This is a genomic window from Knoellia sp. 3-2P3, assembly GCF_029223115.1.
GTDB lineage: Bacteria > Actinomycetota > Actinomycetes > Actinomycetales > Dermatophilaceae > Pedococcus_A.
In genome coordinates this window covers 316,335-342,238 of record NZ_JARGZE010000005.1, presented here as the reverse complement: position 1 = coordinate 342,238, position 25,904 = coordinate 316,335, and the positions used below count along the sequence as shown (strand labels likewise).

The 25,904-nt window shown below is 72.8% G+C and carries 23 protein-coding genes; 10 read left to right on the top strand and 13 right to left on the bottom strand.

The genetic code is table 11. The features are described 5' to 3' along the window. The first annotated feature begins 78 nt into the window (after nucleotides 1–78). The 7 genes from P0Y31_RS16140 (at nucleotide 79) to P0Y31_RS16110 (ending at nucleotide 8,730) form a co-directional block, all read left to right on the top strand. Nucleotides 79–1,254 carry a CoA transferase gene (locus P0Y31_RS16140; protein ID WP_275871217.1) on the top strand — a complete coding sequence of 392 codons (1,176 nt, stop codon included), beginning with the start codon at nucleotides 79–81 and terminating at the stop codon, nucleotides 1,252–1,254. Further along, nucleotides 1,251–2,756 carry a carboxyl transferase domain-containing protein gene (locus P0Y31_RS16135; protein WP_275871215.1) on the top strand — a complete coding sequence of 502 codons (1,506 nt, stop codon included), beginning with the start codon at nucleotides 1,251–1,253 and terminating at the stop codon, nucleotides 2,754–2,756. The genes P0Y31_RS16140 and P0Y31_RS16135 overlap by 4 nt, the downstream gene beginning before the upstream one ends. A gap of 100 nt (nucleotides 2,757–2,856) precedes the next feature. Next, nucleotides 2,857–3,441: a hypothetical protein gene (locus tag P0Y31_RS16130; RefSeq protein ID WP_275871213.1), complete on the top strand. Its 585-nt coding sequence runs from the start codon at nucleotides 2,857–2,859 to the stop codon at nucleotides 3,439–3,441. Between the two features lie 508 nt (nucleotides 3,442–3,949). After that, a complete protein-coding gene (arcC, locus tag P0Y31_RS16125; protein ID WP_275871210.1) occupies nucleotides 3,950–4,939 on the top strand; it encodes a carbamate kinase in 990 nt (329 codons plus the stop codon). Beyond that, the gene (locus P0Y31_RS16120) at nucleotides 4,923–6,059 is read left to right on the top strand and encodes a ring-opening amidohydrolase (protein ID WP_275871208.1); all 1,137 of its coding nucleotides are present in this window, start codon (nucleotides 4,923–4,925) and stop codon (nucleotides 6,057–6,059) included. Before arcC ends, P0Y31_RS16120 begins: the two co-directional genes overlap by 17 nt. A gap of 128 nt (nucleotides 6,060–6,187) precedes the next feature. After that, nucleotides 6,188–8,050, top strand: coding sequence for a DUF294 nucleotidyltransferase-like domain-containing protein (locus P0Y31_RS16115; RefSeq protein WP_275871205.1), 1,863 nt, complete (start codon nucleotides 6,188–6,190; stop codon nucleotides 8,048–8,050). Then, a complete protein-coding gene (locus P0Y31_RS16110) occupies nucleotides 8,047–8,730 on the top strand; it encodes an exonuclease domain-containing protein (RefSeq protein ID WP_275871203.1) in 684 nt (227 codons plus the stop codon). Before P0Y31_RS16115 ends, P0Y31_RS16110 begins: the two co-directional genes overlap by 4 nt. A 5-nt stretch (nucleotides 8,731–8,735) precedes the next feature. Here P0Y31_RS16110 and purH read toward each other — a convergent pair whose 3' ends face one another. The 10 genes from purH to P0Y31_RS16060 form a co-directional block, all read right to left on the bottom strand. Beyond that, nucleotides 8,736–10,340, bottom strand: coding sequence for a bifunctional phosphoribosylaminoimidazolecarboxamide formyltransferase/IMP cyclohydrolase (purH, locus tag P0Y31_RS16105; RefSeq protein WP_275871200.1), 1,605 nt, complete (start codon nucleotides 10,338–10,340; stop codon nucleotides 8,736–8,738). Next, nucleotides 10,337–10,978 carry a phosphoribosylglycinamide formyltransferase gene (purN, locus tag P0Y31_RS16100; protein ID WP_275871198.1) on the bottom strand — a complete coding sequence of 214 codons (642 nt, stop codon included), beginning with the start codon at nucleotides 10,976–10,978 and terminating at the stop codon, nucleotides 10,337–10,339. The genes purH and purN overlap by 4 nt, the downstream gene beginning before the upstream one ends. A gap of 186 nt (nucleotides 10,979–11,164) precedes the next feature. Then, nucleotides 11,165–12,412 (bottom strand): DUF6350 family protein, encoded by a 1,248-nt coding sequence (locus P0Y31_RS16095; RefSeq protein WP_275871196.1) that lies wholly within the window; start codon nucleotides 12,410–12,412, stop codon nucleotides 11,165–11,167. 73 nt (nucleotides 12,413–12,485) lie between these two features. Next, a complete protein-coding gene (locus tag P0Y31_RS16090) occupies nucleotides 12,486–13,373 on the bottom strand; it encodes an NAD(P)-dependent oxidoreductase (protein ID WP_275871194.1) in 888 nt (295 codons plus the stop codon). After that, a complete protein-coding gene (locus tag P0Y31_RS16085; protein WP_275871192.1) occupies nucleotides 13,370–14,062 on the bottom strand; it encodes an SDR family oxidoreductase in 693 nt (230 codons plus the stop codon). Before P0Y31_RS16085 ends, P0Y31_RS16090 begins: the two co-directional genes overlap by 4 nt. Further along, on the bottom strand, nucleotides 14,059–14,958 hold the full coding sequence (locus P0Y31_RS16080) for a cupin domain-containing protein (protein ID WP_275871190.1): 900 nt from the start codon (nucleotides 14,956–14,958) through the stop codon (nucleotides 14,059–14,061). Before P0Y31_RS16080 ends, P0Y31_RS16085 begins: the two co-directional genes overlap by 4 nt. After that, nucleotides 14,955–16,310 (bottom strand): amidohydrolase family protein, encoded by a 1,356-nt coding sequence (locus P0Y31_RS16075; protein ID WP_275871188.1) that lies wholly within the window; start codon nucleotides 16,308–16,310, stop codon nucleotides 14,955–14,957. Before P0Y31_RS16075 ends, P0Y31_RS16080 begins: the two co-directional genes overlap by 4 nt. Before the next feature lie 42 nt (nucleotides 16,311–16,352). After that, nucleotides 16,353–17,360 (bottom strand): alpha-ketoacid dehydrogenase subunit beta, encoded by a 1,008-nt coding sequence (locus P0Y31_RS16070; protein WP_275871186.1) that lies wholly within the window; start codon nucleotides 17,358–17,360, stop codon nucleotides 16,353–16,355. Next, the gene (locus P0Y31_RS16065) at nucleotides 17,348–18,349 is read right to left on the bottom strand and encodes a thiamine pyrophosphate-dependent dehydrogenase E1 component subunit alpha (protein ID WP_275871184.1); all 1,002 of its coding nucleotides are present in this window, start codon (nucleotides 18,347–18,349) and stop codon (nucleotides 17,348–17,350) included. The genes P0Y31_RS16070 and P0Y31_RS16065 overlap by 13 nt, the downstream gene beginning before the upstream one ends. Beyond that, nucleotides 18,346–19,662, bottom strand: coding sequence for a Xaa-Pro peptidase family protein (locus P0Y31_RS16060; RefSeq protein WP_275871182.1), 1,317 nt, complete (start codon nucleotides 19,660–19,662; stop codon nucleotides 18,346–18,348). Before P0Y31_RS16060 ends, P0Y31_RS16065 begins: the two co-directional genes overlap by 4 nt. A 185-nt stretch (nucleotides 19,663–19,847) precedes the next feature. Between P0Y31_RS16060 and P0Y31_RS16055 the strand changes: the two genes are divergently transcribed. The 3 genes from P0Y31_RS16055 to P0Y31_RS16045 are packed head-to-tail and all read left to right on the top strand — an operon-like array spanning nucleotide 19,848 to nucleotide 22,602. Then, complete coding sequence (locus P0Y31_RS16055; protein WP_275871180.1) at nucleotides 19,848–20,558, top strand: helix-turn-helix domain-containing protein; 711 nt, start codon at nucleotides 19,848–19,850, stop codon at nucleotides 20,556–20,558. A gap of 39 nt (nucleotides 20,559–20,597) precedes the next feature. Continuing rightward, on the top strand, nucleotides 20,598–21,188 hold the full coding sequence (locus tag P0Y31_RS16050) for a SigE family RNA polymerase sigma factor (protein WP_275871178.1): 591 nt from the start codon (nucleotides 20,598–20,600) through the stop codon (nucleotides 21,186–21,188). Then, nucleotides 21,181–22,602 (top strand): hypothetical protein, encoded by a 1,422-nt coding sequence (locus P0Y31_RS16045; RefSeq protein WP_275871176.1) that lies wholly within the window; start codon nucleotides 21,181–21,183, stop codon nucleotides 22,600–22,602. The genes P0Y31_RS16050 and P0Y31_RS16045 overlap by 8 nt, the downstream gene beginning before the upstream one ends. A gap of 96 nt (nucleotides 22,603–22,698) precedes the next feature. On the opposite strand, the gene sucD is transcribed toward P0Y31_RS16045, so the two are convergent. The 3 genes from sucD to P0Y31_RS16030 all read right to left on the bottom strand — a co-directional run bounded on the left by sucD (nucleotide 22,699) and on the right by P0Y31_RS16030 (nucleotide 25,883). Continuing rightward, nucleotides 22,699–23,592 (bottom strand): succinate--CoA ligase subunit alpha, encoded by an 894-nt coding sequence (gene sucD, locus P0Y31_RS16040; protein ID WP_275871173.1) that lies wholly within the window; start codon nucleotides 23,590–23,592, stop codon nucleotides 22,699–22,701. 13 nt (nucleotides 23,593–23,605) lie between these two features. After that, nucleotides 23,606–24,781, bottom strand: a complete 1,176-nt coding sequence (gene sucC / locus P0Y31_RS16035) for an ADP-forming succinate--CoA ligase subunit beta (RefSeq protein WP_275871171.1) — start codon at nucleotides 24,779–24,781, stop codon at nucleotides 23,606–23,608. 133 nt (nucleotides 24,782–24,914) lie between these two features. Next, a complete protein-coding gene (locus P0Y31_RS16030) occupies nucleotides 24,915–25,883 on the bottom strand; it encodes a DUF3048 domain-containing protein (protein ID WP_275871168.1) in 969 nt (322 codons plus the stop codon). Nucleotides 25,884–25,904 lie beyond the last annotated feature (21 nt).

Genomic DNA, 25,904 nt, shown 5'->3' with positions numbered 1-25,904 from the left:
GACGCCGCGCCTAGGCTCGACCCCACGGCATACCCCGGCTCACCTGTCGAACCGTCCCATCAGCACCAGGAGCACACCGTGACCGCACCCCTCGAGGGCACCACCGTCATCGACCTGTCCCGAGCGCTGGCCGGCCCGCACGCGGGAATGATGCTCGGCGACATGGGCGCTCGCGTCATCAAGGTCGAGTCCCCCGGCGCCGGTGACGACACCCGCGGCTGGGGCCCGCCCTTCGTGGGGCCCGAGGACGACCCGATCTCCACCTACTTCCTGTCGTGCAACCGCAACAAGGAGTCGGTGACCCTCGACCTGAAGTCCGACGACGGCCGCGAGACGCTGACCCGGCTGGTGCGCCACGGCGACGTGCTCATCGAGAACTTCCGTCCCGGTGTGCTCGACCGCCTCGGCTTCACGGTGGAGCGCCTGCACGAGATCAACCCCGGGCTCATCGTGCTGTCGATCAGCGGCTTCGGGCACGACGGGCCGCAGGGTGGGCGCGCCGGCTACGACCAGATCGCCCAGGGCGAGGCGGGCCTGATGTCGCTGACCGGCCCCTCCCCCGACCAGCCCACCCGCGTCGGCGTGCCGATCGGGGACCTGCTCGCGGGCATGTACGGCGCCTACGGCGTGGTGGCCGCCCTGCACGAGCGGAACCGCACCGGCAAGGGCCGCGTCGTGCGCACCTCGCTGCTGGCCGCCATCGTCGGCGTGCACGCCTTCCAGGGCACCCGCTACACCGTCGCCGGCGAGGTGGGCCACGGCCAGGGCAACCACCACCCGTCGATCACCCCCTACGGCCTGTTCGAGTGCAAGGACGGCATGCTGCAGATCGCCTGCGGCAGCGAGGGCCTGTGGGTGAAGCTCGCGACCGCCTTCGGCATCGACCCGGCTGCGGAGGGCATGGCCACCAACCGCGAGCGGGTCGCCCACCGTGACGCGGTCAACGCCGCCGTCAACGCCGCGTTCGCCGACCGCACCCTCGCCGACCTGCTCACCACGCTCGACGAGATCGGCGTGCCCGCCGGCGAGGTGCGCACCCTCGACCGCGTCTACGAGTGGGACCAGACCCGCTCGCAGGGCCTCGTGCTCGACATCGACCACCCCGTGCTCGGCTCCATCGAGATCCCCGGACCGCCGATCCGCTTCGACGACAACGCGTATGCCGGTGGGCGGGCTGACCACCTCGCCCCGCCGATGCTGGGCCGGCACAACGACGCGGTGCGCGCCTGGCTCGACGAGCAGGACCAGGCGTGAGCGAGAAGCCGCGCCGCCTCGGCGCCCTCGAGCTGCTGGAGACCGTGCTCGACGAGGGCAGCTGGAAGAGCTGGGACGTGGCCCCGGTGCAGCCCACCGAGGCCGACAGCGCGTATGCCGCGGAGCTCGCCGCCGCCGCCGAGAAGGCGGGCACCGACGAGTCGATCATCACCGGCGAGGGCACCATCCGCGGGCGCCGCGTCGCGATCATCGCGGGTGAGTTCCGGTTCCTGGCCGGGTCGATCGGTGCGGTCGCGGCCGAGCGGATCGTGCTGGCCTTCGAGCGCGCCAAGGAGGAGGAGCTGCCGCTCTTCGCCGCCCCCTCCTCCGGCGGCACGCGCATGCAGGAGGGCACACCGGCCTTCGTCGGCATGGTGAAGATCAGCGCCGCCTGCGCGGCGTTCAAGTCGGCGGGCCTGCCGTACCTCGTCTACCTGCGCCACCCCACGACCGGCGGCGTCTTCGCGTCGTGGGCCTCGCTCGGCCACGTCACGGTGGCCGAGCCGGGCGCGATGGTCGGCTTCCTCGGCGCCCGCGTCTACGAGGCGCTCTACGGCAAGCCCTTCCCCGAGGGCGTGCAGACCGCCGAGAACCTGTTCGAGCACGGCCTCATCGACGCCGTGCTGCCCGTCGAGGCCCTGGCCGAGGTGGCCGACCGTGCCCTCAGCGTGCTCATGGCGCCACGCGAGGACCTGCCCGACGTGCCCGAGATCCCGAAGGAGCAGCTGCCCGACCTGCCGGCGTGGGAGTCCATCACCCGCAGCCGCCGCGAGGACCGGCCGGGTGTGCGGGCGCTGCTGCGCCTCGGTGCCACGGACGTGCTGCCGCTGCACGGCACCGGTCAGGGCGAGTACGACCCCGGCATGCTGATGGCACTGGCCCGCTTCGGCGGCGCCCCCTGCGTCGTGCTCGGCCAGGACCGGCGCGGCCAGACCGTCGAGGACCCGTTGTCCCCCAAGGGGCTTCGCGTCGCCCGCCGCGGCATGCGTCTGGCGCACGAGCTCAACCTGCCGCTGGTCAGCGTCATCGACACCGCCGGTGCGGCGCTCTCCAAGGAGGCCGAGGAGGGTGGCCTCGCCGGTGAGATCGCCCGCTCCCTCGCCGAGCTCGTGACCCTCGACGCCCCCACCCTGTGCGTGCTGCTCGGCCAGGGCACCGGCGGTGGCGCGCTGGCGGTCATGCCGGCCGACCGCGTGATCTGTGCTCAGCACTCCTGGCTGTCGCCGCTGCCGCCCGAGGGTGCCTCGGCCATCCTCTACCGCGAGACCAGCCGTGCGCCGGAGCTGGCGGCCAGCCAGCGGGTCCGCTCGCTCGACCTGCTCGCCGACGGCATCGTCGACCGCATCGTCGCCGAGCACCCCGACGCGGCGGACGAGCCGGAGCAGTTCTGCCAGCGCATGTCGCAATCCATCCAGCACGAGCTGGCGACCTTGGCGCGCATGGACCGGCAGGAGCGCCTGCAGGCCCGGCTCGACCGCTACCGCAGGCTGGGCCGGAACTAGGACAGCGGTGCCACCTCGCCCCCATACTCACCGTCATGGGGGCGGGGTCAGTGAGTCGAATGCCGCGGCGGCGCCTGCGCGTCCGCGCGCCGGCTGGTGGGTGGTCCTGACCCGCCACATCGCGGCGGGGACGTTGCTGGCCGCTTCCCTGTTCGCCGTCATGGCGGTCACGGGGATCGGCACGGGAGCCGGCCCCCTGGGTCCCCACCTCGGCCACGGCTCGAGCATCACGAGGGACGTGGGCGCCGAGGTCACCGTGGGCAACGTGACCCTGGTCAACGAGGGTCTCTTCCCTCTCGAGATCGAGAGCATCCGCCCACTGCCCGAGCACGGAGCCGACGCGGGCGTCGCCGTCACGGCGGTGGAGGTGGCCCCGCTTCCGCTGGTCGACACGCGCGGCTACATCGGCATCGCAGACGGCCGCGGGTACGAGGAGGTTCCTGCCTCCCAGCGCCGCCCATCCCAGGGCGCTGTGCTCCCCCGGCGCACGGACGCCCAGGACCGGGCAGGCCTGGTGCAGGTCCTCGTCCGCTACCGGCTGGCGCGCGAAGGCACCTGGGTCTACCGCGGCTACGAGGTCACCTACCGCTCCGGGCTGGTGCGGCACCGGACGGTCCTCGACGTCACCATGGCGGCCTGCGCCCCGACGTCGCAGTTCCCCGACGGCTGCCCTGTGCACGACTGAACGTCGGCGCCGCGCTAACCGGTGCCCCAGCCAGCGGGGCAGCGGTTAGCCCCCTGCACCGCGAATCGCGGTGCGACAGCAGGCGAGGACTGCCTGGAGTCGAGCGCCACTGCGCACCGGAGCCGGTCAGGTGACCCACCCGCTCGACGTGACCTACGCCCTGGCGCCCTAGCCCCACGTCGCAGGGCAACCCGGCAACTTCCACGACCTGCTCGACGTCGCGACAGCCCGCGAGCTGGTCGAGTGGCTGGCAGCCCTGCACACCGCGACCCCCGACCTCCTCGACCGCGGGGCGCGACCCTGGGTCGACGACCTGCGGGTGCCCGGCCGGCCCCTGCAGGCCGCCCTTGTCGAGCGCTACCGCCTGGCCTGGGCGAATCGGCACGCTCGAGGAGCTGGCCGCACGGCATACATCTCCCAACAGCGGGCGGATCGTTGGGCAGGAGGTGCCAACGCGGGCGGACCCCGAACCTCCCTAGGCTCGCGCCCTAGACCAATGGAGGTGGGCATGAGGGTCCTCGTCGCGCTCGGCGGCAATGCCATGACCGGCCCGGACGGCAGCGCCGCCCCCAAGGAGCAGCGCCACGCCATCGCCCGGGCCATGGAACACATCGCCGGGCTGGTCGAGGCGGGTCACGACGTCGTGCTGACCCACGGCAACGGACCACAGGTCGGCAACCTGCTCGTGAAGAACGAGCTCGCCGCCAGTGTCGTGCCGCCCGTCCCCCTGGACTGGTGCGGGGCGCAGACGCAGGGAACCATCGGCTTCACGATCCTCGACACCCTCGAGTGGTCGCTGGGCCAGCGCGGCGTCGACCGCCGCTGTGCCGCCCTCATCACCCGCACGCTCGTCGACGCCGACGACCCCGGCTTCACAAAGCCCACCAAGCCCATCGGGCGCTTCCTGCCACGCGAGCAGGCCCAGGTGCTCATCGACCACGGGCAGACCTGGGAGGACCGCGGAGAGAAGGGCTGGCGCCGGGTCGTCGCCTCCCCCGAGCCCATCGAGGTGCTCGAGACGCACACGCTCCTCACGCTCATCGACTCCGGCTACGTCGTGGTGGCCGCAGGCGGCGGCGGGATCCCGGTGATCCGCACCGAGGAGGGCAAGGTCCGCGGCGTCGAGGCCGTCATCGACAAGGACCTCACCGCCGCCGTGCTCGCCCGCTCGGTGCACGCGGACGTTCTCGTCATCGCCACCGACGTCGAGAACGCCGTCATCGGCTACGGCACGCCCGACGCCCGTCCCCTCGGCCGGGTGAGCCTCGCCGAGATGGAGGAGTATGCCGCGCAGGGCCACTTCGCGTCCGGCTCCATGGGCCCCAAGGTGGAGGCGGCGCTGCGGTTCGTCCGCAGCGGCGGGCAGCGCAGCATCATCACCTCGCTCGACCGCATCACCGAGGCCATCGAGACGCCGGGCCAGGTCGGCACCGTCATCGAGAACGTCCAGCAACAAGCAACGAACCAGAAAGGTGAGTCACGTGCCCGAGCCCATTGAGGTCCGCAAGGTCCCGATCCACAGCGTCGCGGACGCCTCCGAGCTCGCCAAGCTCATCGATGACGGCGTCATGGAAGCCAGCCGCGTCATCGCCATCATCGGCAAGACCGAGGGCAACGGCGGCGTCAACGACTACACCCGCATCATCGCCGACCGGGCGTTCCGCGAGGTCCTCATCGAGAAGGGCGCCCCGGCCGAGCAGGTCAAGCAGGTGCCGATCGTGTGGTCCGGCGGCACCGACGGCGTCATCAGCCCCCACGCCACGATCTTCGCGACCGTGCCCGCGGAGAAGGCGGAGCAGTCCGACGACCTGCGCCTGACCGTCGGGTTCGCCATGAGCGAGCCGATCAAGCCCGAGGAGATCGGGTACGTCGGCATGGTCAAGAAGGTCGCCGACGGCGTGAAGGTCGCCATGGAGCGGGCCGGCATCACCGACCCGGCCGACGTGCACTACGTGCAGACCAAGACCCCGCTGCTCACCATCCACACCATCCGCGACGCCAAGTCCCGCGGGATGAAGGTGTGGACCGAGCACACCCACGAGTCGATGGACCTCTCCAACGGCACCACCGGCCTCGGCATCGCCGTCGCCCTCGGCGAGATCGAGATGCCGTCGGACGAGGACGTCATGCACAACCGCGACCTGTACTCCTCGGTCGCCTCCTGCTCCTCGGGCGTGGAGCTCGACCAGGCGCAGATCGTCGTCGTCGGCAACACCCGCGGCATCGGCGGCCGCTACCGGATCGGCCACTCGGTCATGAAGGACGCCCTCGACCAGGACGGCATCTGGGAGGCCGTCAAGAGCGCCGGCCTCGACCTGCCGGAGCGTCCGCACTGGACCGACCTGCAGGGCCGCCTCGTCAACGTCTTCCTCAAGTGCGAGGTCAGCCAGGACGGCACCGTGCACGGCCGCCGCAACGCGATGCTCGACGACTCCGACGTGCACTGGCACCGCCAGATCAAGTCCTGCGTCGGCGGCGTCACCGCAGCCGTGACCGGCGACCCTGCCGTCTTCGTCTCGGTCTCCGCCGCCCACCAGGGCCCCGACGGCGGCGGCCCCGTGGCCGCGATCGTCGACCTCGGCGAGGGCGAGCCCACCGGCTACCGCTGGAGCCGCTGACCCAGGTCCGACGCATCACCGGTTCGGGGTGTTGCCGAGTGCTGTGGCGCTCGGCAACACCCCGAACCGCGTTGGGGGTCCTTGTCCCCGAGACCGCCCCCGGCCCTGCGTGCCATGATGCGCGGGTCATGGACACCGAGCTGGTCGAGATCCGCGAGTTCCTGGCGCAGCACGCGCCGTTCGACACGCTGCCCCGCCCGGTGCTCGAGCGCCTCGTCTCCCGCCTCGAGGTCCGCTACTTCCGCCGCGGGAGCGTGCTGCTCGCGGTCGGGCAGCACACCGACGTCATGTACGTCCTCCGGTCCGGGGCCATCGACATCAGGGACCGCGACGGCGAGCTCGTCGAGCGCTCGGAGAGCGGCACGTCCTTCGCGATGTCCCCGCTGCTGCAGGAGACGCCCTCGTCCTACGAGTTCACCGCCATCGAGGACTCGCTCGTGCTGGCCGTGCCAGCCGAGGCGTTCCTCGAGCTGTGCCGCGAGCACCCGGACTTCAAGGCCTTCTTCGACCGCCGCCACCGCCAACGAGCCCAGCAGGCGCAGTTCACCGCGCAGATCGCGGGCCGACGCTTCGCGGGGCTCAGGGTCGCGGCCCGCGACCTGGTCGCGCGAGCGCCCGAGACCGCCGACTCGCACGTGAGCATCCGCAAGGCCGCCGAGACCATGCGCAGCCGTGGTGTGTCGTCGCTGTTGGTCGTGCGCGGCGGCCGGTTGGTCGGCATCGTCACCGACCGCGACCTGCGCAACCGTGTGCTGGCCGAGGGTCGCGACCCCTCCTCTCCCGTGGCGTCGGTGATGACGGCGAACCCCGTGACCGCCTCGCCCGACGACCTCGCCTTCGAGGTGCTGATGGAGATGGTGGCGCGCAACATCCACCACGTCCCCGTCGTCGACGACGGCCAGCTCGTCGGCATCGTGACCAGCACCGACCTGATCAGGCTCGAGCAGGCCAACCCCATCTACCTCGTGGGCGACCTCCGCAAGGCGAGCAGTGTCGAGGAGGTCGTCAGGCTGAGCGCCAGGCTGCCGCAGGTCGTGCAGCAGCTGGTCGAGCAGGACGCCTCCGCCGACGACGTGGGCCGGGTGGCCACCGCCATCGGGGACGCCACCGGCCGCCGCCTGCTCGACCTCGCCCTTGCCGGCCTGGGCCCCGCCCCCGTCCCCTGGTGCTGGGTGGCGCTCGGGTCGCAGGCCCGCCACGAGCAGGGCCTGGCCAGCGACCAGGACAACGCCCTGCTGCTCTCGGACGAGGCCACCCCCGGCGACGCGGCCTGGTTCGAGGCCCTCGCCCGGAGGGTCAGCGACGACCTCGCCGCCTGCGGCTACGCCTACTGCACCGGTGGTGTGATGGCCACCAACGCAAAGTGGCGCCAGCCGCTGGGCCAGTGGAAGCGCACCTTCGCCGGCTGGATGACGACGCCGCACCCTGACGCGGTGCTCGCCGGCAGCATCTTCTTCGACATGCGTCCCCTCCACGGCGCCGCGGAGCTGTTCACCAACCTGCAGGACCACGTGCTCGCCCAGGCGCCCCACCGGACGACCTTCCTGGCCCACCTCGCCAAGCACGCGGTCTCCAACCACCCGCCGATCGGCTTCTTCCGCGGGTTCGTGCTCGAGGGGGCGGGCGAGCACGTCGACACGCTCAACCTCAAGCGCAAGGGCCTCGGCCTCATCGTCGACCTCGCCCGGGTCCACGCCCTCGCCGTGGGCACGCCGCACGTCAGCACCCTGGCCCGGCTGCGGGCGGTCGCGAGCGCCGGCCGGCTCAGCGCCGAGGCGGCGGCCGACCTGGCCGGGGCCATGGAGTTCCTGGGCCAGGTGCGGCTGCGCCACCAGGCCAGCCAGGTGAGGTCCGGGCGGGCACCCGACAACTACGTGGGCCCCGACGAGCTCAGCGCGTTCGACAAGCGCCACCTGCGTGACGCCTTCCAGGTCGTCAAGCAGGGGCAGGCCGTCCTGGCCCGCACCTACCCGCTGCACTACCTGTCATGATCCTGCGCAGCTCCCCGGACCGGCGTCGCGCCCGGCAGCTGGCGGCCGGCCCCCAGGGGGCGCTGCGCGTCTACCTCGCCCAGCCGTTCCCCCCTTCGGGCACGGACCACACGAGCCTGCGCCTGCTGGCGGTCGACCTCGAGACGACCGGGCTCGACCCCGACCACGACCACATCGTCAGCATCGGCTTCGTGCCCGTCGACGGCACCAGCATCGTCCTCGCGGGTGCCGGCCAGGTGGTGGTCCGCAGCGCCGGCGGCGTGGGGCACAGCGCGACGGTGCACGGTCTCACCGACGACCGGGTCGCCGCCGGGCTCGACCTGCCCGCCGCCCTCGACGTCCTGCTCGGGGCGCTCTCCGGGCGGGTGCTGCTGGCCCACCACGCGGCGATCGAGCAGGGGTTCCTCGACGTCGCCTGCCGGCGGGTGCACGGACAGCACCTGCCCTCCGTCGCGGTCGACACGATGGCGCTCGAGCACCGGCTGCTGACCACGGGGTGGACCCAGGAGCCTGCTGCGGGGAGCCTGCGCCTGGCTGCAGCCCGCGCCCGGCACGGGCTGCCCCGCTACCGGGCGCACGACGCCCTCACCGACGCCCTGGCCTGCGCCGAGCTCTACCTCGCGCAGGTCGCCGAGATCGGCCGCGGCCGACCGGTCACCCTGCGCCAGCTCACCCGCTGAGGAGGTCAGTGCGCGAAGTGCCGCGTCCCGGTGAAGTACATGGTGACGCCCGCAGCCGTCGCCGCGTCGATGACCTCCTGGTCGCGCATCGAGCCACCCGGCGCCACGACCGCGCGCACGCCCGCGTCGAGCAGCACCTGCAGGCCGTCGGCGAAGGGGAAGAACGCGTCAGAGGCCGCCACCGACCCGCTGGCCCGCTCCGCCCCCGCCCGTGAGACGGCGAGGTGGCAGGAGTCGACCCGGTTGACCTGGCCCATGCCGACGCCGACGGAGGCGCCGTCCTTGGCGAGCAGGATCGCGTTGGACTTCACCGCGCGGATCGCCTTCCAGGCGAACGCGAGATCGGCCAGAGTGGCCTCATCGGCGGCCTCGCCCGACACCAGCGTCCACCGCGACGGGTCGTCGCCGCCGCCCTCGACCTCGGCCTCGACGGTGTCGCGCGCCTGCATGAGCAGCCCGCCGGAGATGGGCCGGATCTCAGCCCCTTCCCGGGCCGGTGGGGCACAGGTCAGCAGCCGGATGTTCTTCTTGCCCTTGAGGATCTCGAGCGCGTCGTCGTCGAACGCCGGCGCCACGACGACCTCGGTGAAGACGTCCTTGACCGCCTCGGCCATCGCGGCGTTCACCGGCCGGTTCGCCGCGATGATCCCGCCGAACGCCGAGACCGGGTCGCACGCGTGGGCCTTGGCGTGGGCGACGTCGATGGACCCGCCCACCGCGATGCCGCAGGGGTTGGCGTGCTTGATGATCGCCACCGTCGGCTGGTCGCCGTGGTCGTGGGCCGCGCGCACCGCGGCGTCGGCGTCGACGTAGTTGTTGTAGGACATCTCCTTGCCGTGCAGCTGCTCCGCCTGAGCCAGCCCCGGCTGCGGGACGAACCCGTTGGTGTAGAGCGCCGCCCGCTGGTGCGGGTTCTCGCCGTAGCGCAGCACCGCGGCCTTCTCCCAGGTCGCCCCCACCCAGGCCGGGAAGCCGGTGCCGTCGGAGGTGTCGGTGACGACGTTGCCCATCCACGACGCGACGTTCACGTCGTAGGTCGCCGTGTGCACGAACGCCTCGGCCGCGAGCCGCTGCCGCTGCGCGAGGGTGAACCCGCCGCCGCGCACCGCCTCCAGCACCGAGCCGTATGCCGTGGGGCTGGTGACGATGGCGACGCTGGCGTGGTTCTTGGCCGCCGCCCGCACCATCGTGGGGCCGCCGATGTCGATCTGCTCGACGCACTCGTCCTGCGAGGCGCCCGAGGCCACGGTGTCGGTGAACGGGTAGAGGTTGACCACGACGAGGTCGAAGCCCTCGACCCCCAGCTCCTCGAGCTGGCGCACGTGGTCCGGGTTGCGGGTGTCGGCGAGGATGCCCGCGTGCACGCGCGGGTGCAGGGTCTTGACCCGGCCGTCGAGGCACTCGGGGAAGCCCGTCAGCTCCTCGACCGGCGTGACGGGCACCCCGGCCGAGGCGATGCGCTGCGCGGTCGATCCGGTCGACACGATGGCGACGCCGGCCTCGTGCAGCCCGGCGGCCAGCTCGTCGAGGCCGGTCTTGTCGTAGACGGAGACCAGGGCCCGCCTGATCGGTCGGCGCTCCACGGGCGACGGTGCGGTCTGCTCGCTCACGGGATGGTGGCCTTTCGGTCGGTGACGGTGAGTCCTTCGCGGGCCGCGCGGCCCACGACGTCGACGAGCAGCTGGCGCTCGACGGTCTTGATGCGCTCGTGGAGCGACTCCTCGGTGTCGTCGTCGCGCACGTCCACGGCGGTCTGCGCGATGACCGGCCCGGTGTCGACGCCGGCGTCGACGACGTGCACGGTGCAGCCGGTCACCTTGGCGCCGTAGGCCAACGCGTCGAGCACGGCGTGCGCCCCGGGGAACGCCGGCAGCAGGGCCGGGTGGGTGTTGACGACGGTGAACCTGCCGAGCACCGCGGGGCCGAGGAGCTTCATGAAGCCCGCGGAGACGACGAGCGACGGCGAGAAGGCGCCGATGGCCTCGGCCAGCGCGACGTCCCAGGCGGCGCGGTCGGCGAAGTCGCCCACCCGGCACACGAACGTCGGTATGCCGGCGCGTCCGGCCCGGTCGAGGCCGGCAATGCCGTCGCGGTCGGCCCCGACGGCGAGGATGCGCACGCCGTAGGCCGGGTCGGCGGCGGCGTCGATGAGCGCCTGCAGGTTGGTGCCGCTGCCGGAGACGAGGACGACGATGCCGGCGGGCCCGTCGGGGACGGGCGCTGCGGTGGCGGCGTCGGGCGCGGTCACGCTGCGACCCTAGCGCCAAGCCCAGGCACCGCGGCCGCCGCGTCCGCTCCGCGGGCGCCCCGACCTCGTATGCCGCAGGAGCGGCTTTCGCGGCGCCTGCACCCGTAGGCCGCCCCTGCGGCATACATCGTCGTCAGGGTGCGGCCCCGCGCAACGCCTCAGCACGTCGTGCGCGGCCTCGGCGGTTCAGCGGCGCAGGCGCCAGCGGTCCCAGGCGAGCACGACCCCCGCGCCGAGCGCGAACTCGACGAGCAGGGCCAGGGCCATCGGGCCGGCCGGCGCCCCGAGGTCGGCCAGCCGGTCGGAGCCGAGCGACCCGCCCGCGACGGCGTCGAGCAGTCCGATCGCGCCCGCCGCGAGCGCCACGGCGGTGCCCGTCACCAGCAGCTTGGTGCGGGTGGTCGACAGCAGGGCGAGCGAGCGCAGCGAGCGCCACCCGATGAGCGCGCCCACCCCGACCGGCAGCAGTCCCAGGGCAGGGAGCCAGCCCGGGAAGGCGCCGGGGTCGGGCAGCGCCCCGAGCACGGGCACCATCGGCATCAGGCCCGAGCGGGACCCGGTCCAGGTCGTGGAGGCGCCCTCGACCACCGAGAACCCCGTCCCGGCGAGGAAGGAGACGGCCCACAGGCCGAGGTTCGGCAGGCACAGCACCTGCGCCACCGTCAGCAGGACACCGCCCACGACGCCCGGGGCCAGCGCGTCGTGCAGGTGGGCCACCTGGCCGAACCGCAGCACCACGAGGAGCACCACCGTGGCCAGGCCCAGACCGAGCATCGCGCCGGCCCCGGCGGCTGCGGGGCGCACCGCCCGGCGGACGACGTCGGGCACGAACGAGGGACGGCCCCAGCGAGGCCCGGCGAGCTCCGGGTCGTGCGAGAGCAGGCGCACCGCAGCGGCAGCGACCGCGACCGCCGGCACGCCGAGCAGCGGCAGCACGAGGCCGAGCACCTGCGGGCGGGGCGAGGAGGCCGCGGCGACGGCGGCCCACAGCGCCGCGCACCCGGCATACCCCGCCGCCCACAGGCCGAGGGCGCGCACCACGGCGTGCGGCAGCAGCCCCCACCGGTGCCCGGCGGAGGGGTGCCCGTCGGCAGCCTCGACGGCGCTGCGGAAGGCACCCCAGGTCGCGGCGCCGACCAGGCCGAGGCTCAGCAGCAGGGGGACGAAGGCGATGGAGGCGGTGCCGGCGCGCAGCCAGCTGCCGCCCGCCAGGAGCCACAGGCTCGCCCCGACGCCCAGGGCGTCGGTCCAGGGGACGGTGCTCCTGGGACTGGCGACCCAGGCGATGAGGGCCGGCAGCACGACGACGAGCGAGGAGGCCAGGGCGGTGCCGGCACCGGCAAGCAGGTACCGGTGCCACGGGGTCTGCCCGTCGGGCGCCCCTCCCCCGCTGGTCGGGGACGGGACACCACGCAGCAGCTCCATGACACTCATCAGGAGTCCATGGTCGCGGAGGATGCGCAGAGCCTCGGGGTGCAACGCCGGGCGCGACCAGAAAAGTGGGGTGCTAGCCCGCGCGCTCCCTGAGGTGGCGGGCCACCGCGCTGAGGTCGGCACCGCCCAGCCCGGCAGCGACGGCCTCCCCCACCACCTCGCGGTTGACGGACAGCTGCGGCATGACCGCGCCGACCCGGCTCGCCAGGGCGTCGGCCAGCGCGAGGTCCTTGGCCACGAGGTCGAGGGCGAACGCCACCGGCGCGTCGTCGGGGTGGAGGAACGCCTCCCGCTTGTACGCCACGAAGGGTGCCCCCACAGCGCTTGCCGCGATGACGTCGTAGGCCGCCGCCCGCTCCACCCCTGCGCGCTCGGCCAGCACCAGCGCCTCGGACAGCGCCACGTCGAGCGCGTGCACCATCGCGTTGACGACGAGCTTCATCGTGGCCCCGGTGCCGAGCGGCCCGAGGTGCACGATGCGGCTGGCCATGGCCTCCAGCGCCGGTCGCGCCTGCTCGAGGCCCGCCGCCTCGCCGCCGGCCATGACGAGCAGGGAGCCGGCCTCGACCGAGGCGACGCTGCCCGACACGGGCGTGTCCAGCAGCGTTGCCCCGGTCGCGCTGACCGCCGGCTCCAGGGCCCGCAGGGTGTCGGGGTCGACGGTGCTCGTGTCGGCGACCACCTGACCGGCCCGCAGCCCGGCGATGAGGCCGTCGCTGCCTTCGTAGGCAGCCCGCACGGCGGCGTCGTCGGCCAGTGACACGAGCACCACGGCCACCCCGTGCACGGCGTCGCGCGGCGTCGGGGCCACGGCAGCCCCGTGCCTCGCCGCGACCGCCTCGGCCCGCTCGCGGGTGCGGTTCCACACGGTCACGTGGTGGCCGGCGCCGGCCAGGCGCCCCACCATGGCCGACCCCATCCGGCCCGTCCCGAGCAGGGCCACACGGAGGGCGGCGGTCACAGGACCAGCCACCCGCCGTCGACGTAGAGGTTGACCGCGTTGACCGATCCGTTCTCGAGCAGGAAGTCGACGGCGCCCACGATGTCGGCCATGGTGGCCAGGCGGCCGGTGGGCGTCCGGCTGCGGTAGCCCTCGAGCACCCCCTCGGGCTTGCCCGCCCAGAACGGGCTGTCGCCCACGATGCCCGGGTGGATCGCGTTGACCCGGATCGGCGCCAGCTCGTGCACCAGCGCGTTGACCATGCCGGTCACGGCGCCGTTCACCGTCGAGACGGTCAGCGACCCGGGGTAGGGGCGGTCCTTGGCTCGACCGCCGAAGACCACGATCGACGCGCCCTCCCCCATGCCGGGGCGCAGCGCGTGGATCACCTCGGCGTAGCCGATCAGCTTGATGGTCGCCAGCCGCGTCGCCCGGTCGATGTCGTAGTCCGCGATCGAGTTCGCGTCACGGTCGATCGCGGCAAGCACCAGCCGGTCGACCGGCCCGACGTCGGCGAGCGCCTCACCGATGGTGTGCGGTTCGGCGAGCTCGAGGGGTATGCCGCGTGCGGACGCCCCGATCGACGCCGCCACCTCCTTGGCGCGCGTGGCGTCGCGCCCGGTGAGCACGACCTCGTCGCCGAGGAGCGCCCGGTGGCGGGAAACCTCCAGCCCCATGCCCGACGTGCCGCCGATCACCACGGTCCTCATGCCGACCCTCCAAACTGCTGCCTCAGGTAGTCCCAGTCACGGGCGAACCGGTAGGAGTGCCGACCCGGCGGCTGCGGCGCCTGCGTCTCCAGCCAGCGCACCGGTCCGTCGCCCACGTTGCGGAAGCCGTGCACGCAGCCCACGCCTGCCCAGGCGACGTCGCCGACCCCGAGCCGGTACGCCGTGCCGTCGAAGGTGGCCTCCACCGCCCCCTCGACGATGAGGTAGGTCTCCTCGAACGGGTGGTCGTGCGCGCCCGCCACCCCGTCCGGCTCGTACTGCACCATGAACATCGTCGACTGCGTGGCCCCGAGGTCGGAGTCGACCATCATCTTCACCGCGATCCCGCTGTAGACGAGCAGGGCGGTGCGCATGCTCGCCGAGACGGCCAGCCGGTCCTGCGTCTGCAGCTCGGGGTCGAGGGCAGCCGCGTCGATGTGCCCGTAGCGCCGCGTCCGGGGGTCCCGCACATCGGCCCCGATCGGCTCGGTCTCGGCCAGGGCAGGCAGCACGAAGGTGTCGTGGTCGTGCTCGGGCCGGGGGGTGGGCGCCGACATCCTCGCGAAGACCGCGTCGCCGGAGCCGTCGTTGCGCAGCGAGTGCGGGACCCCGATGGGGACGAGCCCGTAGTCGCCGGCCGCCAGCCGCACCGCCTCTCCCGGCGTCTGCACCACCACGTGGCCCTCGAGGACGTACAGGCTCTCCTCGTAGGAGTGCACGTGCGGCGGCAGGGAGCCGCCGGGCTCGAACCGGCCCAGGCCGAAGCCGGTGTGCACGGCCGGGGTGCTGGCGTCGACGACCGGCCACGCGGCATACCCCTGCGCCCCCGCGAGGGGGCCGGCGATCGGCGCCCACCGCGTGGACTCGGCCCGGCGGACGAGGTGGTGGGTGGTCACGCAGCCGGCTCCTTCGCCCTGGCGGCTGCCTCGACGAGGTGGTCGCGCGACGCCTGGACCCGGGACACGGCTGCGCCCAAGTCGGCCAGCAGCCGGAAGTCGCGCTTGCGGAAGGCCCCGCCGACGATGACGTGCTCGACGTTGGAGACGTCGGCCGAGAGCGTCACGGCGGCCACGGGGTCGTGGACGGGCGCGATCCCGATGGCGCGCGCGTCGATGACGACCACGTCGGCCTGCTTGCCGGGGGTCAGCGACCCGGTGCGGTCCTCCAGCCCGGCCACGTGCGCCCCGTCGAGGGTGGCCATGGTCAGCATGTCGCGGGCCGTCAGCATGGTCTCCGGGGTCGGGTCGCCCGACTCCCAGGTGAGGGCGTTGACCCGGGCCCGTTCGGCACCGAAGGCCGCACGCATCTGGGTGAACATGTCGCCCGGCACCGTGGTGACGACGTCGATCGACAGGCTGGGCCGGAGGCCGAACTGGCGCGCCTTGTTGACCGGGGGCCACCCGTGGCCCATCTGCAGCTCGACCTGCGGGGCGATCGAGATGGTGCCACCGGTGTCCTTGACCCGCTGCCACTCGTGGTCGCTGAAGTAGCAGCAGTGGATGAAGGTGGTGTCGGGCCCGAGCAGGCCGAGCCGGTCGAGCTGCTCGACCATCGCGTACCGGCCGGCCAGCCGGCCCATGCCCACGTGCACCGTGACCGGGATGCCGAGCTCGCGGGCCATGCCCCACTCGGCCTGCACGACCTGGTCTTGGGTGAAGCCGGGGCCGCGGGTCGCGAGCGCCATGGTGAGCAGGCCGCTGTCGGAGGAGAAGTAGGTCTCGCGGACGCGCCGCACGTCGTCGGCGGGGATCGCCTCGGCGCTGAAGAACCAGTACTTCTCGAGCGAGGTGTTGGCGCTGCCGTAGGCGTACTGCGCGCGGATCCCGGTCTCCTGCAGGCCCCGGATCGCGGCGTCCGGGTGCTCGGGGGTGTTGTTGATGTGCGACCAGTCGACGAGGGTGGTGATGCCGGCGTTGAGGCACTCCAGCGAGCCGGCGACGTTGCTGGCGTAGACGTCCTCGGGCCGGTAGAGCGGCGCGAAGGTGTCGAGGACCTCGACGAAGTAGTCGTCGAGCGTGGCGTTGGGCGCGCAGTTGCGGATCGCCGCCTCCCACGTGTGCCGGTGGGTGTCGACGAAGCCCGGGACCACGATGCGGCCCGTGCAGTCGACCACCTCGGCGTCGGCGTCGATGCTGGCCTCGACACCGGCGATCCGGTCGTCCTCGATGAGCACGTCCCCGGTGGGGAGGTCGCCGATCTGCGGGTCGACCGACAGCACGGTCCCGCCCTTGAGGAGGATCTTGCCCATTGCTGCTCCCTTCCTGACGGCCGCGTGCACGGCCGCGCTGCGCTAGTAGGAGACGAGCCGCCGCACGGCGGCGACGACCTTGTCGACCGTGGGGATGACCTGCTGCTCCAGGGCATCCGCGAACGGGAGGGGGACGTTGTCACCGGCGACCCGGCGCACCGGGGCGTCGAGCAGCTCGAAGCCCTCGTCGGCGACCACCGAGGCGACGGTGCCGCCCCAGCCACCCTGGTAGGGGTTCTCCTCGACGACGAGCAGCCGGCTGGTCCGCTCGAGGGAGGCCAGCACGGTGCTGACGTCGAGGGGGATGAGGCAGCGCAGGTCGACCACCTCGACCGAGACGCCGTCGCCGTGCAGCCGCTCGGCAGCCTCGAGCGCCATGGGCACGGTGGCCGCGAGCGCGACCACGGTGACGTCGGTGCCCGCGCGGGCGATGTTGGCCTTCCCGAGCGGGATGGCGTGCTCCGGAGGCGCTGCCGGGCCCTTGCTGGCGAACAGGCCCTTGTGCTCGAAGAACACCACGGGGTCGTCGCTGCGGATCGCAGAGGCCATCAGGCCCACCACGTCCGCCGGCGTCGACGGCGCCACGATCTTCAGGCCCGGCACGGCGAGGGCCCAGTTCTCCACCGACTGCGAGTGCTGCGCGCCGAACCCGAGACCTCCGCCGTTGGCCGTGCGCACCACGAGCGGCACCGTCACCTGGCCGCCGGTCATGTAGCGGGCCTTGGGGATCTCGTTGGCCAGGTAGTCCCAGCAGCAGGCGAGGAAGTCGCTGAACATGATCTCGGCCACCGGGCGCATGCCGGTCATGGCGGCCCCCATGGCGGCGCCGACGATGGCCTGCTCCGAGATCGGGGTGTCCCAGACCCGCTCGGGGCCGAACTCGTCGAACAGCCCGACCGTCGTCTTGAACACGCCGCCCGCCGCGCCGATGTCCTCGCCCAGGCAGACGACCCGCTCGTCGCGCCGCATCTCGCGCGCGATGCCCTCGGCGACCGCGTCGCGGTAGGTCATCACCTCGGAGTCCCCGGCGCCGGCCTTCACGTTCGCCATGCCGCACCTCCGTCCGCCCAGACGTCGGTGTACGCGTCGGCGGGGTCCGCCGGTGGGGCCGCCTGGGCCGCCCGGACCGCCGCCGTGACCACGGCGGCGGCGCGCTCGGCGGCGGCGTCGAGGTCAGCCTCGGTCGCACCCTCCCCGAGGAGGCGGCTGCGGGCCACCAGCAGCGGGTCGCGGGCCATCCACTCCTCAACCTCCTCGACGGGCCGGTAGGTCGCCGGGTCGGTGCGGCTGTGGCCGAAGTGCCGGTAGGTCAGCGCCTCGATGACGGTCGGGCCCGCACCGCTGCGCGCCCTCTCGACGGCCCGGCCCACGGCGTCGTGCACGGCCACCACGTCGTTGCCGTCGACGACGACTCCGGGCATGCCGTTGGCGGCCGCCCGGTCGGCAGCGGGGTTGGGCACCGCCGTGACCGTGTGGATCGCGGTGTACTCCATGTAGCGGTTGTTCTCGCAGACGAAGAGCACCGGCAGCTTCCACACGGCCGCGAGGTTGAGCGCCTCGTGGAAGGCGCCGATGTTGGTGGCTCCGTCGCCGAAGAACGCCACCGCGACCTGGCCGCTGCCCCGCAGCTTCGCCGACCAGGCCGCTCCGGCGGCCATCGGCAGGTGCGCTCCCACGATCGCGTAGGAGCCCATCATCCCGTGGTCCGCCTGGGTGAGGTGCATCGAGCCGCCCTTGGCACGGCATACCCCTGTGTGCCGTTGCATCAGCTCGGCGAGGCAGCCCTCGGGGGTCGCGCCGCGGGCGATCGCGTGGTGGTGGCCCCGGTAGGTGGCGAAGACGTAGTCGTCGGGCCGCAGCGCGGCACTGGCCCCCACTGCCACCGCCTCGTGCCCGGCCGCGAGGTGGGTGGTGCCCTTGACGAGCCCGCGCAGGAACAGGTCGTGCGCGGCCTTCTCGGTGCCGCGGATGACGGCCATCTGCTCGTACCAGCCGAGCAGCGTGGCGGCGTCCACCGGGGCGGCGGTCTCGGTGCTCACGGCTCCCCCCGGCCCTGGGCGGTGTTGAGGTGCGACTGCGACTCGCGGACCGGCGCCAGGGGCCCGCCGACCGTCCAATACCGCTGGCCGGCGATGAGCAGGTCCTCGGCCGGGAACTTCGTGATGACCTCGCAGCCGTCGGCGGTGACGACGACCTCCTCCTCGATCCGGGCGGCCGACCAGCCGTCGCCGGCGGGCCAGTAGGTCTCAAGGGCGAAGACCATGCCCTCCTCGAGGGTCTCCGGGTGCTCGAGCGAGACCAGGCGGCTGAAGATCGGCTTCTCCCAGATGCTCAGGCCCACGCCGTGCCCGTACTGCAGCGCGAACGCCGCCTCCTCGCTGGCGAAGCCGAACTCCTGCGCGGTGGGCCAGACCTCGACGATGTCGGCGGTGGTCGCGCCGGGCCGCACCCGGGCGATGGCCAGGTCCATGTACTCCCTGCACCGCGTGTAGGCGTCGCGCATGGCCGGCGACGCGCTGCCGACGGCGAAGCAGCGGTAGTAGCAGGTCCGGTAGCCGAGGTGGCTGTGCAGGATGTCGAAGAACGCCGGGTCGCCGGGCCGCACGATGCGGTCGCTGTAGACGTGCGGGTGCGGTGCGCAGCGCTCCCCCGAGATCGCGTTGACCCCCTCGACGAACTCGCTGCCGAGGTCGTAGAGCACCTTGCTCACCAGGCCCACGCACTCGTTCTCGCGCACGCCCGGTCGCAGGAAGCCGTAGAGCTCCTCGTAGGCGGCGTCGACCATGGAGCAGGCCTGGGTCAGCAGCCCGATCTCGTCGGCGGTCTTGATGCGGCGGGCCTCGAGGAACACCTGCTGGCCGTCCACCACGTCGAGGCCCTCGGCCCGCAGCGCCGCCAGGATCGGCATCTCGACGATGTCGACGCCGAGGGGCTCGCCGTCCATGCCGTGCTCGCGCAGCACCGTGGCGACCTTGCGGGCCACCTCCTCGGCGGTGCCCGAGTCGGGGTGGAAGGCGCCCCGCAGGGTGGAGATGCCGGCGCGGGCGCGCTTCTCGCCGTCGAGCCACGGGTTGAACAGCTGGTGGTGGCGGGCTGCCGAGCCGAAGTCCCACAGCACCGGCTGGCCGCCGCGCGGCAGGACGGCGAACCGGATCAGCTTGTCGAGCGCCCAGGTGCCGATGTGGGTGGAGGTGAGGTAGCGGATGTTGGAGAAGTCGAAGCACAGCAGCCCGCCGAGCGAGGATGCCTCGAGCCCGGCCGTGATCCGCGCCAGGCGGTCGCGGCGCAGCCGGTCGAGGTCGATGCGCTGCTCCCAGTCGACCGCATTGGGGCCGTAGGTCCGCACTGCCATGGTGACCCGCCTCACACTCGTCTCGGGTTACCTGCGATTACGCCACCGGACCGAGCGGGGTGTCAAGTATTACTTCACATGACGTATGCCGTCGGGCAGACACGCCGGCGCACCTCGCGACAGGTGTACAGTCACACTGCACGCGGGCCGCCCGCGCACCCGGCTGCGGAAGGGAATCGAACCCGATGCCCGAACCCACTCCCCCGTCGGCCCCCTCCGGCCCCGAGCCCACGGCCGAGAACCTCGGCGCCGCCCTCCGCGCGGCCCGGGAGGCACGCGGCCTGTCCCTGCGCGAGGTGGCCCGCCAGGTGGAGGTCTCGCCGAGCTTCGTCTCCCAGGTCGAGCTCGGCAAGGCCAAGCCGTCGGTGGGCACCCTCTACGCGCTGGTGTCGGTGCTCGGCATCTCGCTGAACGAGCTGCTCGGTGCCGGCCCGGCCGATGGCCCCGCCCCTGACCCCGCCGACGCCCCCACGCCCACCCCCGCCGCCTGGCCGCGGATCGACGCGCCGGTCGTGCGCGCCGGCGAGCGGCGGCGGGTGCAGATGTCGGGGGTCGTGTGGGAGCGACTCACGGCCGACGACCCGCTCGTCGACTTCCTGCACGTGGAGTACGGCCCCGGCAGCGCCTCCTGCCCCGAGGACGACATGGTCCGGCACGGCGGGCGCGAGTACGGCGTCATCGTCACCGGCCGGCTCGAGGTGCAGGTCGGCTTCGAGACCTACTCGCTCGGGCCTGGTGACTCGATCCACTTCGACTCCTCGACCCCGCACCGGCTCAGCAACCCGCACGGGCAACCCTGCACCGCGGTGTGGTTCGTCCTCGCCCGCCGCGACGACGCGCGCGTCCCGCCGACCGCGACCCCCGCCGCCTGGGCGCACCTGCCCGGACTGCTCTGACCCCCGGCGAGAAACTGCGGCCGGGCCGCAACCCTCGCGGTGGGGCCGCGCGTCTGGTGGGGTGAGGGGGGCGAGCAGCCCGACCAGATCCGACTGCACCAGGAGAGGGCGGCGACGACAGCGATGCCGACGCAGGGCACCGAGGCCGACTTCGACGCGTTCTACCGCGGCACCGCGCGACGCGTCGTCCACCTCGTCTACGCCACGACCGGTGACCTGAACCTCGCCCAGGACTGCACGCAGGAGGCCTACGCCCGGGCCTGGCAGCAGTGGGGGCACGTGCACACGTACGACGACCCGCTCGCCTGGGTGCGCACGGTGGCCCGGCGGCTGGCGATCTCGGCCTGGCGCAAGCAGTCGAGCCAGGACCGCGCCTACGAGCGGCACGGCGAGAGCACGGCGGCGGCCACCGGCCCACCCACCGAGGACCGGGTGGCGGTCATCGCCGCCCTGCGCACCCTGGCCGAGCCCGTGCGCGAGGCCGTCACGCTCCACTACATCGGCGACCTGAGCATCGAGCAGATCGCCCACGAGACCAACACTCCCGCAGGAACCATCAAGGCCCGCCTGCACCGAGGCCGCGCCCAGCTGGCGGCGGCCCTGCGCCACGAGGAGTCCCACCATGGCTGAGACCGACACCTGGACTCCGGCCGACGACGAGTACGTCCGGCGGTCGCTGGGCACGCTGAAGGCCGACGTCGACACGCTGCCGCTGGCGGACGTGCGGTTCGTCAAGGCCCGGGGCAGCGCCCGCCGGCGGCGCACCATGCTGGGCTGGACCGCGGGTGCCGCGGCCGGGGCCCTGGTGGCTGCCGTGGTCGGCTTCTCGGCCCTCGGCGGTGACAACGCCAGCCAGCCCGTCCCGCCCGCGACCAGCACGACCACCACTCCGGCTCCCACCACCCCGGTGGACCGCCAGGCCGTCTCCCCGTTCCTGCGCGAGCCCGGCGCGCTGCCGCTGGCCAAGGAGTGGAAGCTGGCCCTCGGGTGGTCGAGCGACTTCGGCACCGAGGCGGTCACCAGCTACGAGGCGGACCCCTGCCTCGGCTCCACCCAGCTGGGCAGGCCCGTCCAGGCGGAGACCCTGCTCTCGGCGCAGGGCAACATCCAGGGCGGCCAGACCCGGTGGGCGGCGACGTCGGGCTCGGCGTCGGGCGCTGCCGCCGCGGTCGCACGCGCGATCGGCTCCTGCCAGCAGGGCGAGTTCGCGGTGACGCCCGTGCAGACCGACTCCTGGCCGCGGCTCTACTCCTACAAGGCCGGCGGCGCCGGGTCAGGCTGGTATGCCGTGGCCACGGCCGGGAAGCACCTCGCCGTGGTCACCGTGACCGAACCCGACCACCCGTCGAGCGAGTTCTCCCGCGAGCAGGTCGAGCGCCTCGCGGCCATCGCCACCCAGCGGCTGGAACAGTACGGCGACACCAGCCCCACGACCGCGGGACCGTCACCGACGACAACCGCCGGGGACGACATGCCCGTGGTGGGGTCCGAGCCGCTGCTGCCCTCGAGCCTCTTCGTGCCGGCGTCGCAGTGGTCGTCGAAGCTCCTGGGCAAGGGCCAGCGCACGTATGCCGGCGAGGGCGACCAGGAGGGCTCGGCCTCGATCGTGCAGTGCGAGACCGACGAGTTCCAGGCCGGCATCGGTGGCCGCTGGGGCATCGTGTCGATCCGCGCCGGCAGCGGCGACGCCAACTACATCGGCAAGCAGCGGGTGAGGCTGTTCGAGGACGCCCAGGGCTACGAGCTCGTGCAGGCCGACATCAGGCGCCTCGACACCCTGGTCATGAAGGGCTGCGGCACGGCGGAGAGGCGCACCACGGCCAAGCGCGGCCCCGTTCCGCAGACCTGGCTGCTCACCACCGAGGTCAGCGGCGAGGCCACCGGGACGATGTACCAGTGGGTCGGGATGACGGGAATGCAGACCGAGGGGGCCGTCAGCACCCTCGTCTTCCACGGCACCGACGACGGCCAGGGCTTCACCGGCACCGAGGCGCAGGGCTTCGCCGAGCTCGAGCGCCTCATGGATCTGGCCCGCCTGCCCTAGGCGCGCACGCGGCATACGCGCCGTGCCACAACGACGAGCGGCCGGCCACCTCATCGAGGTGACCGGCCGCTGTCGTGGAAGGCCTTGCGGCAGAACCTACTTCTGCAGGCCCTGCATGATCTCGCGCATGAGCTGGGCAGTCTCGGACGGCGTCTTGCCGACCTTGACGCCGGCGGCCTCGAGGGCCTCCTTCTTGGCCTGCGCGGTGCCCGAGGAGCCGGAGACGATGGCGCCGGCGTGGCCCATGGTCTTGCCCTCGGGGGCGGTGAAGCCCGCGACGTAGCCGACGACCGGCTTGGTCACGTTGTCCTTGATGTAGGCCGCGGCCCGCTCCTCGGCGTCGCCACCGATCTCACCGATCATGACGATGGCGTCGGTCTCGGGGTCGTTCTGGAACGCCTCGAGGCAGTCGATGTGGGTGGTGCCGATGATCGGGTCACCGCCGATGCCGACCGCGGAGGAGAAGCCGAACTCCTTGAGCTCGTACATCATCTGGTAGGTCAGCGTGCCCGACTTGGACACCAGGCCGATGCGGCCGCCACCGGCGATGTCGGCGGGGATGATGCCGGCGTTGGACTTGCCGGGGCTGATGAGGCCGGGGCAGTTCGGGCCGACGATGCGGGTGGTGCCCTTGTCCTGCGCGTACGCGAAGAACTCGGCGGTGTCCTTGACCGCGATGCCCTCGGTGATGACGACCGCGAGCGGCATCTCGGCGTCGATCGCCTCGACCACGGCCGACTTGGCGAAGGCCGGCGGCACGAAGATGACCGACACGTTGGCGCCGGTCTCCTTCATCGCCTCGGCGACGGTGCCGAAGACGGGCACCGTGGTGCCGCCCTCGAAGTCGACGCTGGTGCCGGCCTTGCGCGGGTTCACGCCGCCGACGATCGCGGTGCCGGACTTGAGCATGCGCTGGGTGTGCTTCATGCCCTCGGAGCCGGTCATGCCCTGGACGATGACCTTGGAGTTCTCGTCGAGAAAGATTGCCATTGGTGTGTATCCCTTACTTCGACGCCAGCTCGGCGGCCTTGCGGGCGGCGCCGTCCATGGTCTCTTCGATGATCACGTGCGGGTGGTTGAACTCGGCGAGGATGCGCCGGCCCTCCTCGACGTTGTTGCCGTCGAGCCGGACGACGAGCGGCTTGTTCTCCTCGTCGCCGAGCTTCTTGAGGGCGCCGACGATGCCGTTGGCCACCGCGTCGCAGGCGGTGATGCCGCCGAAGACGTTGACGAACACCGACTTCACCTGCGGGTCGCCGAGGATGATGTGCAGGCCGTCGGCCATGACCTCGGCCGAGGCGCCACCACCGATGTCGAGGAAGTTCGCGGGCTTCTGGCCGCCGAACTCCTCACCGGCGTAGGCCACGACGTCGAGGGTGGACATGACCAGCCCCGCACCGTTGCCGATGATGCCGACGGAGCCGTCGAGCTTGACGTAGTTGAGGTCCTTCTCCTTCGCGGCGGCCTCGAGCGGGTCGGCCGCGGCCTTGTCCTCGAGCGCAGCGTGGCCGGGCTGTCGGAAGTCGGCGTTGGCGTCGAGGGTGACCTTGCCGTCGAGGGCGATGATCTCGCCGTCCTCGGTCTTCACCAGCGGGTTGACCTCCACCAGGGTGGCGTCCTCGTCGCGGTAGACCTCCCAGAGGGACTTCAGCACCGGGACGATCTTGGCGCCGGTCTCGGCGTCGAAGCCCGCCGCGTCGACGATCTCCTGGGCCTTGGCGTCGTCGATGCCGGTGTTGGGGTCGACCGCGACCTTGGCGAGCGCCTCGGGGCGCTCGACCGCGAGCTGCTCGATCTCCATGCCGCCCTCCTTGCTGCACATCGCGAGGTAGGAGCGGTTGGCCCGGTCGAGCAGCAGCGAGAAGTAGTACTCCTCGGCGATGCGGGCGCCCTGGGCGATCATCACGGTGCCGACGGTGTGGCCCTTGATGTCCATGCCGAGGATGGCGCGGGCGTGCTGCTCGGCCTCGTCCGCGGTCTTGGCGACCTTGACGCCGCCGGCCTTGCCGCGCCCGCCGGTCTTGACCTGGGCCTTGACGACGGTGACGCCGCCGCTCCTGGGGCCGATCTCCTCGGCGGCCGCGCGGGCCCCCTCGGGAGTGGTCGCGGTCTTGCCGGCAAGCACCGGCACTCCGTGCGCCTCGAACATGTCGCGCGCCTGGTACTCGAAGAGATCCACGGGTGAATCCGTCCTCATCTGCGAAGGGGGTGGTCCGCGCCCGAGACTAGCCCTGTGCCGGACGAGGGCGCCTCTCCGGGTCGTGGGAAGGGACCAATCTCACGCTACCGGCGGGTATGCCGCGTGGCCGGGCTCAGCGGACCGTGACCGCCTGCCCGGGCGCCACGAGCAGCACCCACACGGTGCCGGCAGGGTCCATCGTGAGAGCCGTGCCGCCGGAGGCGAACGAGGTCGGGGCGGCGAGGCCCTCGCGCGACCAGGTGCCCGGCCACGCCCTGCCGCCGCGCAGGACCGTGGCCTTCCCCTCACCGGTGAGCTGCACCACGGGGGTGGCGGCCCCGGTCACGTCCTTGTTCTTCGAGGCCGTCGTCGTGACGACCTGCACCACCACGGTCGCCGCTCCGTGCTGCTTCCCCTCCGGATCGACGTCGGGCTTGCCGTCCGTGGAGAGCAGGTACTCCTTGCGCCCGGCGTCCCAGGCGAACGCCACCTGCGTCGCGGGCCACCGCACGGACACGGAGGTGGCCGGGGCGCCTCCCTCCGGCGCCGGCCCGAACGTCAGGCCGGGGTCGGTGGGCCGGGCACTGCCCTTCGCGCGGGCGAGGAGCGCCTCGGGGTCGCCGATGACGTTGTAGGGCGCCTGTCTGGACTTCTCGCGGCGGTAGCCCTGGCTCGACTCGGCGTAGCTGAGGTTGACCTGCTCCCCCTTGTCGAGGAAGCGGTTCGTGTAGGACGAGGCCCCTGAGTACGCGAAGGCGATGGGCCCGTAGTTCCCGAGGATCGCCAGGTCGGACTCGCGGGCGCTGCGCACCGGGCCGACCTCCTTCGGCATGGTGCTGGAGTAGACCGCCAGCAGCCTCGTCAGCCCGCCCTCCACGGGCTCGACGTAGACGACGTCGGCCTCCGCCTTGCCGAGGTGGGGGTGCGCCTTGGCCGTGTTGTCGATCTTGACGGCGAGGGCGGGCCCGCTCAGCGGGCCGGTCGGGGTGGGCGTGGGGGTGGCAGTGCTCGTGGTGCGGCTCGGCTCGCCGCCATCGGAGCAGGCTGCGGCGCCGAGGGCGGCCAGGACGGTGAGACCGGCAGCGACCGCACGCGCGCTCATGGTCGAAGGATAGGCCGCCAC